The sequence below is a fragment of the Enterocloster sp. HCN-30185 genome (genome assembly GCF_037890305.1).
GTDB lineage: Bacteria > Bacillota > Clostridia > Lachnospirales > Lachnospiraceae > Enterocloster.
The window spans coordinates 1-14,528 of the sequence record NZ_JBBKBT010000024.1; the positions used below are offsets into that span (position 1 = coordinate 1).

At 47.5% G+C, this 14,528-nt stretch carries 19 protein-coding genes; all 19 read right to left on the reverse strand.

The window, feature by feature from the left end:
- A partial coding sequence (locus WKT10_RS15350) for a hypothetical protein (RefSeq protein ID WP_340277994.1) occupies positions 1-1,018 on the reverse strand: 1,018 nt, incomplete at its 3' end.
- A complete protein-coding gene (locus tag WKT10_RS15355) occupies positions 1,005-1,199 on the reverse strand; it encodes a hypothetical protein (RefSeq protein WP_340277995.1) in 195 nt (64 codons plus the stop codon). The genes WKT10_RS15355 and WKT10_RS15350, both read right to left, overlap by 14 nt.
- Positions 1,186-3,261, reverse strand: coding sequence for a tail fiber domain-containing protein (locus tag WKT10_RS15360; protein ID WP_340277996.1), 2,076 nt, complete (start codon positions 3,259-3,261; stop codon positions 1,186-1,188). The genes WKT10_RS15355 and WKT10_RS15360 overlap by 14 nt, the downstream gene beginning before the upstream one ends.
- Before the next feature lie 12 nt (positions 3,262-3,273).
- Positions 3,274-3,663, reverse strand: a complete 390-nt coding sequence (locus tag WKT10_RS15365) for a DUF6711 family protein (RefSeq protein ID WP_066542853.1) — start codon at positions 3,661-3,663, stop codon at positions 3,274-3,276.
- 59 nt (positions 3,664-3,722) lie between these two features.
- Entirely contained in the window at positions 3,723-6,710 is a 2,988-nt protein-coding gene (locus WKT10_RS15370) for a hypothetical protein (RefSeq protein ID WP_445293033.1), read from the reverse strand.
- A 106-nt stretch (positions 6,711-6,816) separates the two neighbouring features.
- Entirely contained in the window at positions 6,817-7,095 is a 279-nt protein-coding gene (locus tag WKT10_RS15375; protein WP_340277998.1) for a hypothetical protein, read from the reverse strand.
- Between the two features lie 101 nt (positions 7,096-7,196).
- Positions 7,197-7,646 (reverse strand): DUF6096 family protein, encoded by a 450-nt coding sequence (locus WKT10_RS15380; RefSeq protein WP_340277999.1) that lies wholly within the window; start codon positions 7,644-7,646, stop codon positions 7,197-7,199.
- 22 nt (positions 7,647-7,668) lie between these two features.
- Positions 7,669-8,082 (reverse strand): phage tail tube protein, encoded by a 414-nt coding sequence (locus WKT10_RS15385; protein WP_340278000.1) that lies wholly within the window; start codon positions 8,080-8,082, stop codon positions 7,669-7,671.
- A gap of 17 nt (positions 8,083-8,099) precedes the next feature.
- Positions 8,100-8,459, reverse strand: a complete 360-nt coding sequence (locus WKT10_RS15390) for a hypothetical protein (RefSeq protein WP_340278001.1) — start codon at positions 8,457-8,459, stop codon at positions 8,100-8,102.
- Entirely contained in the window at positions 8,456-8,977 is a 522-nt protein-coding gene (locus WKT10_RS15395; RefSeq protein ID WP_340278002.1) for an HK97-gp10 family putative phage morphogenesis protein, read from the reverse strand. The genes WKT10_RS15390 and WKT10_RS15395 overlap by 4 nt, the downstream gene beginning before the upstream one ends.
- Positions 8,974-9,345, reverse strand: a complete 372-nt coding sequence (locus tag WKT10_RS15400; RefSeq protein WP_340278003.1) for a hypothetical protein — start codon at positions 9,343-9,345, stop codon at positions 8,974-8,976. Before WKT10_RS15400 ends, WKT10_RS15395 begins: the two co-directional genes overlap by 4 nt.
- The gene (locus WKT10_RS15405) at positions 9,290-9,640 is read right to left on the reverse strand and encodes a phage head-tail connector protein (protein ID WP_340278004.1); all 351 of its coding nucleotides are present in this window, start codon (positions 9,638-9,640) and stop codon (positions 9,290-9,292) included. Before WKT10_RS15405 ends, WKT10_RS15400 begins: the two co-directional genes overlap by 56 nt.
- Positions 9,641-9,892 carry a Rho termination factor N-terminal domain-containing protein gene (locus WKT10_RS15410; RefSeq protein ID WP_340278005.1) on the reverse strand — a complete coding sequence of 84 codons (252 nt, stop codon included), beginning with the start codon at positions 9,890-9,892 and terminating at the stop codon, positions 9,641-9,643. It lies immediately after the preceding gene.
- On the reverse strand, positions 9,892-10,821 hold the full coding sequence (locus WKT10_RS15415; protein WP_340278006.1) for a hypothetical protein: 930 nt from the start codon (positions 10,819-10,821) through the stop codon (positions 9,892-9,894). Before WKT10_RS15415 ends, WKT10_RS15410 begins: the two co-directional genes overlap by 1 nt.
- A gap of 8 nt (positions 10,822-10,829) precedes the next feature.
- Positions 10,830-11,450, reverse strand: coding sequence for a DUF4355 domain-containing protein (locus WKT10_RS15420; RefSeq protein ID WP_340278007.1), 621 nt, complete (start codon positions 11,448-11,450; stop codon positions 10,830-10,832).
- A gap of 327 nt (positions 11,451-11,777) precedes the next feature.
- A complete protein-coding gene (locus WKT10_RS15425) occupies positions 11,778-12,044 on the reverse strand; it encodes a DUF6275 family protein (RefSeq protein WP_340278008.1) in 267 nt (88 codons plus the stop codon).
- Between the two features lie 82 nt (positions 12,045-12,126).
- Positions 12,127-12,432 carry a hypothetical protein gene (locus tag WKT10_RS15430; protein ID WP_340278009.1) on the reverse strand — a complete coding sequence of 102 codons (306 nt, stop codon included), beginning with the start codon at positions 12,430-12,432 and terminating at the stop codon, positions 12,127-12,129.
- The gene (locus tag WKT10_RS15435; protein WP_340278010.1) at positions 12,419-14,122 is read right to left on the reverse strand and encodes a minor capsid protein; all 1,704 of its coding nucleotides are present in this window, start codon (positions 14,120-14,122) and stop codon (positions 12,419-12,421) included. The genes WKT10_RS15430 and WKT10_RS15435 overlap by 14 nt, the downstream gene beginning before the upstream one ends.
- Positions 14,115-14,528, reverse strand: a 414-nt coding sequence (locus WKT10_RS15440) for a phage portal protein (protein WP_340278011.1), incomplete at its 5' end; no start/stop codon positions are given. The genes WKT10_RS15440 and WKT10_RS15435, both read right to left, overlap by 8 nt.

Consider the following 14,528-nt stretch of genomic DNA (forward strand, 5'->3'; position numbering starts at 1 on the left):
TGATATTGCTATTTTGTTGAGTAATCTGATCCTGCAAATTTTTCCCGTAAGCTGCATCTAAGGCAAACTTCCCTGTCTCCGTTGTCAACCCATTATTAACCAGATACTTCACCAAGACCTGTTGGAAGGTATCAGATGTAACAACTTTTTCGACCAGGTTCTGAGCAATAACGTCCAACAGGTTCTGTACCGTGGATTTCTTGCCGACCCCTGCGCCTGTAAGATCATGAGTGTCTCCCGCTGATACACTGGCTGCGGTACCGTCAAATCCTGCTGATCCAGCCGCCTGCTCTGCGGCCTTCCTCGCCTCTTCACAGTAATACTGGGCGTTGTCCGCTTCATCCCCCTCTTCCACGCCGCCGACCGCATACCGCTTAGACTGGCCTGAAAAATATTTGGCATTGTTCTTTTCAAAGCTTTCCCCGCCAATGGCCCAGCCCTGTGCCGTACTCGCTGCCTGTTCCGCTACTCCCTTCGCCGTCTGCGCATCAAGGACATACTGCCGGATAGCAGACATTACAGTAGCTTCCAGCTTCTCAAGTGTAATTTTCCCATCCGGAATATCCGCAGATACTTCTTTTCCGTTCACACTCATTCGGATAACATCTGTACTTTTAAACGTGTATGTATCAATGAACTTGGAGAGGGAAACTGTCTGTTTGCTTCCATCTGCCAGTTCCAGGACAAAATTATCACCCTCCAGATAACAGTTAAGAGCAATCTTCTCCATGGCAGTATCCTTTTCCACTTTGCTGCCATCGAACCGGGTAAACGTCATTACGCCGCTGTTCTCATTAAACTCAAAATTGATAAACACATTGGCAAGCTCCGTCTTTTCTGCTTTATCCTTGAATAAAACCACAATGCGGTTATCCAGTTCATTGATTCCGCTTTCAATATGGTTCAGATTAACAGAATTGATCGGCGATTCAATACTGGGCTTATCTTTCCAAGTGTACGGAAAATAGCTCTTTTCCATTTCAGTTGTCCGCTGCTTCATTCTCCTAAGAATCCCCATTTTCATTGCCTCCCTTCTTTACGATCTCATCAAGCGGCCTGCCGGATTCCAAGATGGTCCCGATGGTGCTTACCTTCCTTGCCATTGCCAGCCCTGTATACTGGAGGCTGTCAACAAAATCCATCACCATCTGCATATCCTTCCGGGAATAGACCAGCAGCTTTCCTTTATTTTCTGTCATACAAATCCTCCTTTATCTGCTCAAGTTCCCTCTGCTGTGCCGCAAAAGCTCCTGCAAGCAAAGGAATGAAATTCTGGTATCTAAGTGTCATATACCCATCATCCGGCTTTCGGCCAATCAGAGGGTAGTCCAGTTCCAACTCCCGTAAAGCCTCTGCCACTTCCTGAGCGTAGAAACCAATACCCGGAAGTCCTCCCTGCTTCGTCTTATAGGTAATGGGGCGCAGCCTGGAAATCAGTTGTCCCGCTGTTTCCGGGTCAATCCGTCTTACTGCCCGTTTTAGACGTTTATCAGACCACGACTCTCCTGCAACAGAGCTGTAGATGGAGCGACAGGAAATATAGATGAATTGTGCCTCACCTAAAAAATTGGAATCCCCATCACAATTAATTTTATCTGCTTCCAAATGATTACAGTTAATCACATCCGCCCCGATCGAACTGGTATTTGCAGTACCCCGAAGTTCCATGCCTACTGCCACCAACTTACCTGCGGCATTCCACGTGAGATTCCCGTTAGCGGCACCGCCAGATCCATCTTCATTTACCCAGAAATTAGTACCTTTCAGCACGAAATGGCCTGCTTCCATTACGATTTTAGAACCGCTTTTGTTTGCCTCCAGATTGATCTTAGCCACCAGGTCCCCTGCGCTGACCTTCTGCTCAATCTGTCCGGCCATCACCTTGATGGACCCGGCAAGCTCCACCTCCTGCCCGGTCGCTCGCTTTACCTCTGCTTCAATCGCATCTGATACCACTTTCAGCTGGGCGGTTGTATTCTTCTCCACATCAGAGAGTTTTACGGATACCTCTTCCACGCTGCGCACAATAACTGCGGTCTTTCCTTTGAGCTGTATAATTTCATTGGGGATTCCAAATCTCTGCCCCTGCTGCTTTGTCCCCTTAGACTGAATGGTATCCATCATAGACTGGATCCCGCTCATGGTCCGATGCAGCACAAAGGTAGCTATTTCTGTATCGGTTGTAATTGCCCGTATGCCGTCCCCTGCCTCAATCCATGGCATGGCATACGATACAATTTTTGCTGGGCGGTATGTCTTCCCAGCAATCAGATCATAGACGGACCATGCCAACTTTGTAAGACCAGCGCTCCCCATGCCATAGGTCAAAAAATTCCCTTCTACCACATAAGCATTGCTGCCGGATCCTACCACCGCTCCGATATCTCCCTCCTCCTGCCGGATCTGGACACGGTCAATTCCATCAATGAGGTAATCCTCATATGTGATTGTCTTATAATATTCCAGATTCTCCGCAGATTGCCAGCCAGACTGGGGAAATAGGTCATTTCCCGGATACAGCGTTTCAGATGGATAGACACCCGTGTTCTGCAGGCTTATATACGCCAGTGCGCCGGTCCGGTCAAAATGGCCGAACACTCCGTTGATCTCACAGATCGCCCGCAGTACATCCCTGCCGCACAGTGTTTCAGGATCAATGGTCTTTCCGATCATCAAATCATCATTCGGCAGCTGTGTAAACCTCTGGCTCACTCCGATGTAATCACACAGACTATCCCTCAGTTCCTTGAGGGTATGTACCGAGGATTCTTCCGGATATATGGCCTGATACCATTCTGATACATCGGTATCAAATTTTTTCATGCGATCATATGCGGTTATTTTCCGCTTCCGCCGGTCTGCCTGACGGATCACACTATCCACAGTATAAATCCCATAAGCCATTGAATAATCGCCTATGGATAATGTCGCCGTAAACTCTTTCCCCTCTATGTCATCCTCTACGTCTGCTACTGTAAGCGTCAGTTTTGCAGACTCGCAGCTTCCCCAAACAATGTTATCGCCGGAGCTCAGGCTTTCGGTCAAACTCAAAGTCTCCGCACAAATGCGGTCCATCCCAATTGTAAGCCATGGGCTTCCCGCATCTGCCGGAAACAAATCACTGGAAGGGTATAAATCATTGGAGGGATACAGGGTGTCCACATTCCGATTGAAGAATGACAGCTCCAACGTTCTTACTGTCTCCTCGCAGTTATTGTCTCCCCGGAATCTCTGCTTGATTTCCTCTGCAATCTCTAACACTCCACCACCTCCCTAGTACTCAATCAACGCAATACGGATAGGGTTATACCGTATGTCTGTTCCGCTTGCATCATAATATGGGAATTGGATATCCGGTACATAAAACGTCCCTTTTGTATATGTGTTCGTTTCATCGTTCCAATACTCAACTTCCATGGTTACACGGTCAGGAAAATAGGACTGCATATCAATCTTGCTGTCCAAATGCATAAACGGCGTTGTCCACTCGATCTTGCTTCTGGTATGGGGGAGTACATTTCTATGAAGCCTTCCGTAACCATCCTGGTAAGAATCCTCGTCCTGCTTCTGGTTCGGCGTGGCATTGTAGGAGCCATGTGCAATATATTTTTCCGGAAATATGCGGCCGTCAAACTTTAACAGCCACCCCTGATATGCGGACATAATGTACTACCTCCTCATTTTTTACGCAAAGAAGCGGGACATCAAATGCCCCGCCGTATTTAATAATCCAAGGCCAGCTGCCTCCCAGTCTGCTTTCTGTACTCACCAGCCCCGGATCTCCAAAGATCTACCACATCATCTTTATTGACTCCAGGCTTTGCCAAAATTGCCCTCAACAGGTCATTCTGTTCTCGCAGCAGCTGATTCTGTTCCGTATTTGCCGCATATACGGCCGTTGCAATTCCATCCGTGATCTGGTCCTGATTTGCCACTGCAGACCTGCGGCCAAAACGTCCGATCATCTCCGGTCCTGCTTCATTGGCTATGAACAGCTCGCCGCGATCTGGGAAGCCTCCGGCTGCAAAGGTTGGAACCTTACCCAAGTTGATCTCCCCGCCTTCATAGAGGGTTTGCCCCATAATGGTAACAGGATCGATAGTAAAGGTAAGTTTCTCATTCAGCCAGCTGGCGAATTTATTCCATAATGCCTTTACCCCTTCAATAGCTGCATCAAAGGATGATTCTAGGCCATCTTTAATACCAGATGAGACTCCTTTCCAGGTTTCCACCTTAAACCATTTGGTAACATGGCTGTCCCACCAGTTCTTTACATCTGTATCCCACTGTCCCACCGTTTCCTGCCACTTTGTTTTCAGGCTGGTTTTAATGGATTCGTATAATTCGCTCCACTTCTGCAACGTAAACCATGGGGCTATATGCTCGTTGTACCACTGGTTCAGGGATTCGGTCCATTCCGGGAATGTTGCAGTAAAACCGCCTATGATTCCCTCCAGGATATACTGTCCATATATCTCCATATTTTTTGCTGGAGATGCAATACCAAAAATGGAACAGATCCCTTCTACGATCCAGTTAAACAGATCTACAATGGGTTCGCTCAAAAAAGATACCCCTGCTGCAAGACCTGCTGCAAGGCCTGCAATTATGTTTTCACCAAATTCAAGGAAATTGTCAGCCTGAAAGGCCTTATCAAAAAAGCCCTTTGCCTTTTCCAAAAGAGAAGATGAAAAATCCCAGTTAAAGAAAGTATCTCCGATCCCTTTCCAGAGTTTTGTGACCCATTCGCCACCCTGAACTGTATCAATCACAAGAGCTACAATAGCGCCAATCAAGGCTCCTATAGGGCCGCCAAGGAATGCACCTATACCTGCACCCTCTGCAATCAATAAGCCCTCTCCCATTGCGTTTAAAACGCTCTGTCCGAAATTCTCACGAATAAATATGTCAATGGCATCAATTATCTCATTTCCAATTACCTGAAGCGCAGGAAGACCCGCTGAAAATGTAACAGCGCCATTTAATACAAGCTGTAATCCTGGTAATGATATCTTAAGCTTTGCTAAAGATTCGCCTATTTTTTTTGCTATCCCTATACCAATTCCCGCAAATTTAAAGCCGAGTATAGCAGTAATCAATGCTGTTTCAATCGGTGCTGCCTCAACCAATCCAGCGTATAATTTAATACCTGCACTTATCGCATCTATAATAATACGTCCAACTTCTGCCAAGATTGTTTTCCAATCAAGACTTGCTAAAAACTGGCCAAGCTTCTGGCCGACCATGAACCAATCGGTATTTTCAAGAGCCGTTGCAAGAGCATTGAGAAGCCCAATCACAAATACAGAAAACGTACTTCCTAACGAACTGAAATCAAACGTCAAAAAGAATCCGTTGATTCCTGCTGCTATAGATAGACCAAAATCAGACCAATCAAACGTTTTTCCAAATTCAAGTCCAGCATATAGTGCGGTGTTTAAAGCAGAACCTATGGTAATCCCTACCTCACCAAACAGCTCCGGAGAAATAAGCCCATTTAAGAATCGGGCAAAGCCGCTTCCAAACCCTCTTGCTGATTCATACGCTTCATTCCAGTTGACACTGCGAAGAGAGTCTGTAATGGCAGCTCCAATATAAGCACCAACGGAATAATAGTCCCCAGCCTTAAACGCATCAATGATCTTACTGGATATCAGATCCGCCTGAGCCTGTACATTTTCCATTCCCAGATCCAAATCCTCAAGGATTCCTCCTCCGCCACCAACTCCACCGCCTCCAGATCCACGGTTGGAGCTTAAGTTGTTCAGCTCATCGAACTTGGCAAGCTGCCGGTTGAGTTCCTTGGCTGATCCCGCAGCGCTTCCCATGTTGTCTGCGATCTGCCCGGAAGATCCGGCAGCCGAATCCATGGAACCGGATACCCCTCCGGCGTTTCCGGATGCATCACCGAAAATGGCTTCTGTAAATGCCTTAAAATAGTTAGCCAATGTCTGGAGCTTCTCCAAAATCGCATTGATTACGGTAATAACCGGGGTAAATACATTGATAAGACCCTGTCCAATAGTTGCCTTTAAGGACTCAAACTGCAGCTGGAGGACCCGCACCTGATTGGCCCAGGAATTGCTTGTCCGGGCAAAGTCACCGGAAGCATCCGACAGCTGGGACATGACAAACCGGTATCGGAGCAGTACCTTCTCCTGCTCGGTCATCTTATTGGTTGTCTTTCCAAGCCCCTCATTCAGTGCGTATTGGTCAAGGGCCGTCTGAGTCATAACCACGCCCAGGTCCTTTAAGCTTTCTGTTTCTCCCGTAAAGATTGATTTCAGCTTCGTGTAAGCCTCATCCTGGGACAGATTGTAAAAGGATGCTACATCACCGGTAAGCCCCATGATCGCAGCCGACATCTCATAGCCTGCATTTCCCGCGATCCCGAAGGATTTTGCCATCGCGCCGTAGGTACCCATATACTTTTTAGCCATCGTCTCCGACAGACCAAACGATTTTGCCGCGTCTTTCGCAAAAGCGTCCACCCTGCCGGACATGGAGCCAAAGGTCACATCTACAACGTTCTGTACTTCCGCCAGATTGCTTCCCAGATCAATACAGGATTTTCCAAATGCCACGATTGCTCCAATACTTAATACCGAAGCAACCACAGCCCCTACCTTCTTCCATGATTGGGAAATCCTGGCTGTCTGACGTTCTACCCTGTCTGCTACCTGGGAAGTCTGTGCCCTTACCTTTTCCATCTGCTCCCTGTAAGGCTTCGTATATGCTTCAATGATAACCTTTAATTTCTCCAGAGTAATCCCACTTCCGTCCGTTATCCTCACCACCTTTCCTGTCTGTTTTTTCTCAACACAGGCCCTGCCTGCGCATTTCATTGTACCTTGCGGCATATTCCTTTCGGGACGCCCTTGCCCGCTCCAGCTGCTCCTTCTTTCGCTGTTCTTCCCACACCCTCTGTTCCCCGGCAAACAGCTCTGGATATACCTCCCAGGTATGGGGGATATGGATTTCATCCTTATCATCAAACAGCTTCTGCATATGGAGCCCGATCAGGGAAGCGGTCTGGAACCGGGCAGAAATACGCTCCTTCATCCGGCTCCGCTCCCTCCGTGCATAGGATTCCATCAGGTCACGGATCTCCCCGACCGAATAACACCAAAAGTCATCCGGCCGGATTCCACAGTCCAAGGCGATCGGATACAGTTCCCAGACCAGATCTGTCAGGGTTACAGGTTGATCTTTGCGTCCTCCAGCTTCTCCTGTACTTCCTCCCTCTGGTTCTCCGTAAAAAAACCGCTTACGATCAGGATATCCATGATAACATCTGCAAACAGTGTGATCTGGGTACCGCCTTCTTCCACATACTGATCGAACATGGACTGCAGGTGCTTAAGCTTTAATCCATGGCTCCACGGGATGGCAGCCATCTGGATCACAGTGAGCATGATCCCAAGAGGCGGGATATCACTGCCGCCGGTAAGAAGGGAGAGAAGGTTTGTCCTGTACTTTTCCTCCAGCTTGCAGACCTGGGCGGTTGTGAGCTTAAGCTTTAACTCATTATCCCCCACCTTCCAATACGCAAAGGGGCGTTTCCTGGTTTTGATCTCCTCTATGGTTTCTACCTTGTTTTTTCCTTCGTTCTCCAGTTCCTCATCCATACCAAATAACTGTGACATATTGCGTTTCCTCCTCTTTCTTTTATACCGGATCAGTTACTTTCAGATCACTCTGCAGCGAAATTGACAGATTGAACTCAATCACGCCATTTACTCCGCCGCCGGTCCTCTTGACCGATACCTGCCCATCAAATTCAGTTTCCGTACCATCAAGCAGTGTTTCCTTGAATGACAGCACTTCCCCGGAATTTTGGGCGGCCCTCATAACACGGTATGGGCAGTCTGCCTTTGAATTGTCATATTTGAATTTGTAAGTCAGATCCCCCGCATCACCGATCCCATTCTCATACTGATGGACTTTATCCGTAAGGCAGGTATTCTGCACCTTTTCAGGCTCAATACCCATTTCCGGGATTTCCTTCAGGCCGGGAAGGTCTTTATACTCTTCCTCAGAACCTTTCTTTTTGTATCCCAGTTTTGATCCGTTTGCCAGCATACATTTCACCTCATTTCTTATGCTGTATGGTAGACCTGTCCGGTCTCCACATCAATAACCATCTCATATCTCATCTGTTTATGCTTCATTCCGCTGGGATCATCCACATCCTGGCACTGCGTCCTCTTTAATCCCAACGCAGCGATTGCAGCATCCACAGCTACGGCAGCAGCGGAAGTACTTCTCCTGTTCCAGATATCAATCCGGTACCGCACGTACGCCTTCTGCTCTTTCATATCTGTGTACTCAATCACCCGGTTGTCTTCCTCCATGTACTGGATTGCCAGATCCTGCTCCCAGTTTTTCGGGTAACAATCCGTTACATTCTCCGATACTGCAAGCAGGGCCTGATATACCTGATCTTTTACATTAATCATTTGCTTTCCTTTCTCAGTTCTCTCGCAATATGGTTCTGCATATTACGCACAATACGCTCCTCATTATCTTTCAGGGCCGGATACATGAAGGGCTGCGCCGGCTGGCCCGTGCACTGGTAGAAACGTCCGTTCGGCGTATCCAGATAAAACCAGTGATATCTCTCCGCCGTCTCCTTATCTATCTGGCTTTCATGGATCCACCAAGGAGACTGGCTGTAAGCCGGGGAAACGGCAGGGGAAATCCCGGCATGGTCTGCCTCTCCCTTTGGGCCAGTACCAAATTCCACATACGGGGCATATGCTTTGTTGGTATATACCGTCCCTACAACCCGGTCATCCACACGCTGGACACTGGACCGGATGCTGTTCCTTAACTCCCCCTGGCTTACCGGGCAGAGCAGTTTCGCCGCTGCCTGTACGTGCTTCAGCTGATTTTTTACAATTCTCTCCATCTGCTGGTCTGCAATCTGCTCCAACGTCGCAAATTTCCGTCCTAATTCCTTGTGGCCTTCGATCATAGTTTTTCTACCTCCAGTGTGAGGAAGCGATAAGGGTAAATAGCCACTATACGGTAATCTGGCTCCTGGCTTCCCGGTACATTAAAACAAATACCATCATCCGCAGAAATCATCGGGCCTCCTTCTATCTGGTAACACACCTTTCCGGAATCAGATATCTCCCTGTACCTGCCGTCAATCCGAAGGTTCCGTATATTTGACAGCCGCTGTCCATACCTCTCGGCCTGAAGCTTTCCGCCTCCCGGCCACTCCTCTGCCCGAAATGTGCCTGCTGGGGCATATTCCACATATGAGCTTCCTTCCGGGTCTTTTTTAGGAACGGCTGCCCTGTGGCAAAACTGCTTCACCCTGCTGCGTTTTAACCTCATATCTTTTGCCTCCTACTCTTGCCAGACGGTACCGGTTCAGCACATCATAGACCTGTTTCGGGGCAGCATCAAACGTATACGATTCCCCGCCTCCGCTCCGTCCGGTCTCCCCTTCCGTCCCCATGCGGTTATAAGCAATCAGGGCCAGGTCCCGAATGGGCTTCTTTAACTCCGGAAGTACCTCCCTACGGTTTGTATAACCCAGCACAAATTCCTCCGCATCCGATAAGAGAAGGGAGAGCAATTCTTCATCGCTCTCCCCAGTCATCTTACTTAACCACGCAAGCTGGTCCATTTAATCCACTTCCTTCAATACTGCCAGAAGCTCTGCCTTTGTGAGGCTGTTTGCGCCCTCGATCCCCTTGCTTTTTGCATATTCCTTCAACTGTACTGCGCTCATCTGTTCTAAGGGAATCGTTTCTTCCTCAGGCGACTGCCCTTCCGCCTGCTGCTCCGGAATGACTTTTTTAAACCCTTCTGCCTCCAAACGGGAACACATTTCTTTCGTCCCTGCCTCTCTCTCAACATTTCCTCGGATGTATCTCATTATCCTTTCGCCTCCTTAACGTTCACCCAGATGGAATTTAACCGATTATCCAATACCCAGATATCATGGAACCGGCGGTAATTCATTTTCCATGCATCTGCGTCCTGGTTTTCATCCGGGCTAAAGATTTTCATTTTATCCTGCTTGGTGATCGCAATGGGGGTGGTTCTGGGAAGGATCATAAAATTGATCTGCTTTGCCGTTTCTCCCTTTTCGTATCCGCCTTTTTCCTGGCCTCCAGTTGTTCCATCGTTAATCTTAATGGCGGTATACATACGATTGGCCGGTGTTTCGATGATCGGCACACCGTCTACAGCCGGAACCCTGGTATTGATTCCGCCTTTTGCAAAGTCAACTGCGGAAATTTTACCGGAAAGGGCAATTTCCAGTTCCATTGTTACTTCTGAAATTGCATGAATCACCAGAGGGCCGTTGTATCCATTATCCCGGACCGCCCTGATTCCCTCTTTAATCTTGCGGAGCACAGTTCCCTCTGCCGGAGTATAGTCATACTCAACCAAAGCCCCGCTCTGGTATCCAATGGCCTGCGTAGCAAGGGCTGACAGGCGGTATGCGTCAATCTCCGGGATTACGTGTTCTCTCTGGAATGCTCCCATAACAGAGGATGCCGTTGTCACAAAATTGTTTTCGTTCACATCCATTGCATCCAGCTGGAACTTGCGGCCACGGTCCTGAGTCATTTTCCGGGTCTCGTATTCCAGCGTCACGCCGCCCTGAACATAGCCTTTGTCACGGTCATAGTTCGCCATTCCCTGTACTGTCATCTTGGGGATTTTTACCTCTGCACCACCATTGTAGATTGCCTGCCCGGCATTTGCATCCATCCAGCCTGTAACAGCGTCCTGGATCGCAATCTTGTCCAAATTGGACTGAAATAAAGTTGCAGTTGCAAGTGTATTGATTGCCATAATTCACATCATCCTTTCATAGCGTTATAAATTTCTTTCTCCAGTTCTTCCATTGGATCCCCCTGAGGCGCCTTCTTAGGTGGATTTCCACCTTTTAAGCGTTCTTCCACCGCAGCCTGTACCGCCTCCTGAAATGCCTTTTCCACAGCTAAAATGGATTGATTGCAGGAATCTGCGTCTGTGTAATTTAACACCCCTGCGAGCCCTGCAGGAAGCTTCTTTTCTGCCAGCGTATTCTTCGCCTGCGCCATCAGCTCTGACCGTGTCACAGCCGCTTCCCGGTCAGCCAACTCCTTCTCCTTTTTCTGCTGCATATACTGCGCTTTTTCCTCTTTGGTCATCTTAGCTAACTTTTCTGCCTCAGACAGCTTATCATCCGTCAGCGTCTGCCATTTCTCTTTTGCATTGGTTAAGGCAGTGTCGATTGCTTTCTGCACTCTCCGGTCAAACTCTGCCTGATAGCCGTCCTTTAACAGATCATCAAAAGAAGGCTGGTTATCTCCTCCTGATCCGTCGGTGCCTGCTCCTCCTGTCCCATCACCGCCCTCTGCTCCAGAAGTATTGCCGCCCTCTGCAAATAACTGCAGCATCATGGGAATCCGTTTTGTTTCTAATGTACGTCTTTTCATTCTTACTCCTCTCTGCCCCAGCCCATCCAGTTAAGTCCAAGCCATTGCGTAGTTTAGGCTCATTTCGGAGCATAAAAATAACACCCAGACCTCTGCCTGCGTGTCTATGACTAATTCTATGACTATCTTAAATCTTTCTATGACTTATTCAATTTTTCCGCACTTAACGCACCGCCTCACATAGCCGCCATAAGGGCCATGACGGCGGCACCAGTGCTTTCTATACTGATGTTCACATCCAGGCTTTGTTCTGCAAAAGAACTGTTTCAGCCATCTTAACAATCTACTCATTGTGTGCTCCTTCCTGTTGCGACGTCGCAACGCCCATTACATGGGATAACAGATATTTTCCCACTTCTTATAGGCATCAAAGTACAGCTCATTCTTATCGCCGTTGTAAGTCAGCTCATAATACATACCATCAGATACAGGCGTACTGAGCAGAGCCTTGTGATTCTGAAGGCTCTTGCTGTACCAGACCACAAACACATCATTCACCGTCATAGTCGGAGTTGCGTCTGTCTTATCCTTCTTCTGGTTGTGATACTCTGCTACCTTGGCCTTGCAGATGTTTAAAAATTCCTGACTTCCCATTGTGATTCCTCCTTAATTTTGCGTATAAAAATACCACCGGCCATTACTGACTGGTGGTTTTTGTACTTCTATTGATTCAATTTTAAATTCCTTTTTTTCGCAAAAACTGAATTTCAGTTTCGAGAACTGACACCTTCACCTTCTCCAGATATTTCACTGCCCTTCGGCACTCTTCTTTTATTTCCAAATGTAAATCATACCCCCTTTTCAACGCCGCATATGAAAACAGAATAATGTGTTCTGCCCAATCCACATTTTCTTTTCCGGTATTAAAACACTCATTATACTCACCTACATACCCCAGCAAACCATCCAGTCCGCATTCAAGATCCGGCCACACATCAAACGCATCATCAATATAGTCTTTAATATCTTCAAGTGCTTCCATGTTTTTTCCTTTCAACTACATTTAAATGGATATTGCTGTCATGCTGCTTAAATTGTTCCAATACATTTTTACAGCTGTCACACATGGGGAAATCAGACAGCAAGTAAGCTTCTGATATTCTCCCGTCATTGCTGTCATGTAAAAATTCCATCAGCTTTGCTTCACTGTCTATACATCGATCCCAAGAACCATAAGGTGAAGAAGATGATTTTACGGGAAACGTTTTAAAAGCTCTTTCTGTTTTAGGTTTTAATAAAATCAGATCAGCAGGGTTTCCCTTATATTTTGAATACCCTCTGCTTACGGCACTCTGTATACTGCTGTTTGCGTAATACGTCTTTCCATTAAATTCGAGAGCCGCGGCATTTCCTTTCTTCCCAACACCCGATTTAAATTCATTCCTAAACTGCTGATTTTTTTCGTGTAGCCCCACAATCTTTTGGGGAGGTACACTTCCCGATACCACATCATACTGGTTAACAATCCGGTATTCATATTTAAGCGTATCCCATTTCTTTTTATCAGTATACTTTATTTTCTGGAAAGAATCCAGTGATTTTGGAATATCGTCTCCCAAAACTGCTTTGTATCTTTCATATTGTTTTCGGTCCGTGCTGTGATTTTTAACTGCTGTTTCTTTATACTCAGCCTGAGCTCTTCCCTTCACATTTTTACGATACCACTCATCATACGTCATATCCGCCGGAACCGTAATTGTTTTCCCTGTTTCCGGATCTCTGGCCCGGCGTTTCATCTGAGCCAGTTCCTCAGCAGAAATATCACAGATGGTTGTTGACCGGCACCACGGATGCATAGGAGGACAATTCTTCCCTGGCTGCTGCTCTGCAACAGGGAAGCGCTTCCCGTCCAGCCTGCGGCATTCCTCGGAGGTCTTCAAATCCAACGTAGCCACATAAATATAAGTCTCAATCCCACACTCCTCATAAGACAGCATCTCCATCTGGTTTGCAAGATTACAGGATTCCGTCCGCACCAGCCTGCGGGCATTGCTGGCTCCCTGAGCGTGCTTATTGGCAATGATATCAGCTGTTTCCCGGTCAGTGCGACCAGTTACCAAGCTTACAAGCAATTCCTGCTTCAAATCCTTTGCAAGAGCCTGCGTATTGTTCCAAATTCGTTTCGAGTAATTTTCCCCAGACCACTTACTGTTGATTACAGTCTCAATCACTTTGGGGTCAATCAGAGAAAAAGAAAATCCCATCCCTGTACGCTGCTGGATATCAAAAATGCTTTTATAATACGCCTCATTCGCCAGATCCACATAATGGCTGGTATTCCTCACTTTTTCCTGGTTATAAATCTCTTGCATAGTAAGGTCGATCTGGTTTTGAAGCTGCTGCAGACGTTCCAGCCTTGCCTGGTAAGCAGGGCTTTCCAGTTCTGCCAGCAGGTCTGCGGCTGTCTGCCCTCTTCCCGGAACCTTGAGTGCCTGTTTTAGTCCGTCAAGAGAGGTTTTATCCCCCAGTGTATTCAAAAGCCTGTATGCTTCCGCATCCGTTAAATGGTGCTTGCGTTTATATCTCTCAAAAATACGGTCCAGCTCATGGGATATATATCCGGACGCCTTCTGGTACAGCTTTGATATCTCGTCTGCTGTATCCTCTGCTGACTGCATATATTCAAACATCCGCTGCGCCTGTCGCTTCTCCCAGTATTTCAGGCTACTCATCTACATCCTCCGGATCTTCGGGCGGCGTATTGCTTCCCAGGCCAAACATGGTCTGCTGCTGTTTGACAGCTTCTTCTGCCTCCTTTTCTACTGCCGCGAGTTCCTCGTCCACATCGCCCACAAAGGGGATCTGAGAAAGCAGTGTTTTCCGGCTGACCTTCCCCCACAGATTCGCCACAATCTGACTGATCTCCAGAAGGTTCTTCGGCAACGCCCTGGTAAACGTAGGGGTGATTCCTGCTGTGTTAACTGTGATCTGCCTGCTCGTGTAAAGCCACCCTGCAAAGATCCTCAGACGTTTGCGAAGCCCTTTTTTATAATATCGGGTTTTAATCTTCGTGATATTTTCAAGCCCCAGAAGCTTAAATTCCATAGCCACACCAGAAACATTTCCCCCGAAGCTCTC